Genomic DNA, 1008 nt, shown 5'->3' with positions numbered 1-1008 from the left:
GCGCCGGGCAGCAGACTTTCGCCGACGATCCGAGCCCACTCGGCATCTGAACGCACACGACGCCCGGACGGTCCCTCAAGCACTTCAAGCCGGCTGACTGCTCCAGACCCAACTGTTGAGCTGTCCAAATGGGCGTCTTTTTTGCCGTCCAAGCCCATCCTAAACCTCCGTTCAAGCCGGAGGCTTCTTCGCACATCTAATCCAACCCCGGAGCCAGGGTATTGGCTGAGCGCTTACACGTCAACAAAGTTCATGCCGTCTTCACCATCGATCGCGTCGCCAAGGACCTCGGAGAGGACGAGGACTGGCTCTGGGATGTCGCAAACGGAATGGAAACGGAGGACGGCGTCATCTGGGTTTACGGCATAGGTGAAGACGGCGTCATGGCGTTCACCGACTTCGGCATCGAAAACCTGATAGAACTCATCAGAATACACAAGGAAGACCCCGAACTCCTCAAGCGATGGAATCCCTAATACATTGTCCGCGGCTTAGCTCCGATGCATACGCGGCAGCGCACCTCATTCATCAGGGAAGCACGACCGGACGGAGACTGATCGACATTGCCCGGCCATGGCTCCGATATCTCGGATGGGTGGCGCGAGCCGGTGATCGGCCTGGCGTTTGTAGTCCTCGGTGAGCGACCTACGTTGATGTTCTGGCATTCGACACCTCCTGGCTTGCTGAGCCTACTACAGGTGTCCACTCATTCGGAGGAAGTTCAATGCGCCGCTCAGGTCAATTCCACTGCCATTGTCCAGTTCGCGTCGATACACTATCGGTTCGAATCCAGGCGCTAAGTCAGGGACTGTGGCCAAAAGCCCTCATTGTTCTAAGGGACGACAATACTCACTAGCTCGTTAGCACTATGCTTTTCGATCTCATGGATCATATTCCATGCGTGGGTAGTCGCATTCTCACCCAATTTAGGTGCTAGAATTGAGAAGAACTTGCGTCTAACCATTTCCTGAGATTGACTGCTTTGTTCAGCGGCACGTGGTCGCTCAA

General features: G+C 55.3%; 1 protein-coding gene. It reads left to right on the top strand.

The annotated features are described in order from the left end of the window. The first annotated feature begins 221 nt into the window (after positions 1-221). Positions 222-476: a hypothetical protein gene (locus BLV07_RS45755; protein WP_091899148.1), complete on the top strand. Its 255-nt coding sequence runs from the start codon at positions 222-224 to the stop codon at positions 474-476. The last annotated feature ends 532 nt before the right edge of the window (positions 477-1008 follow it).

Origin of the sequence: Bradyrhizobium sp. Rc2d, from assembly GCF_900099855.1 — a bacterium.
Lineage (GTDB): Bacteria > Pseudomonadota > Alphaproteobacteria > Rhizobiales > Xanthobacteraceae > Bradyrhizobium.
Note: the sequence above shows the minus strand (reverse complement) of the source record. Positions and strands in the feature narration are given on the sequence as shown.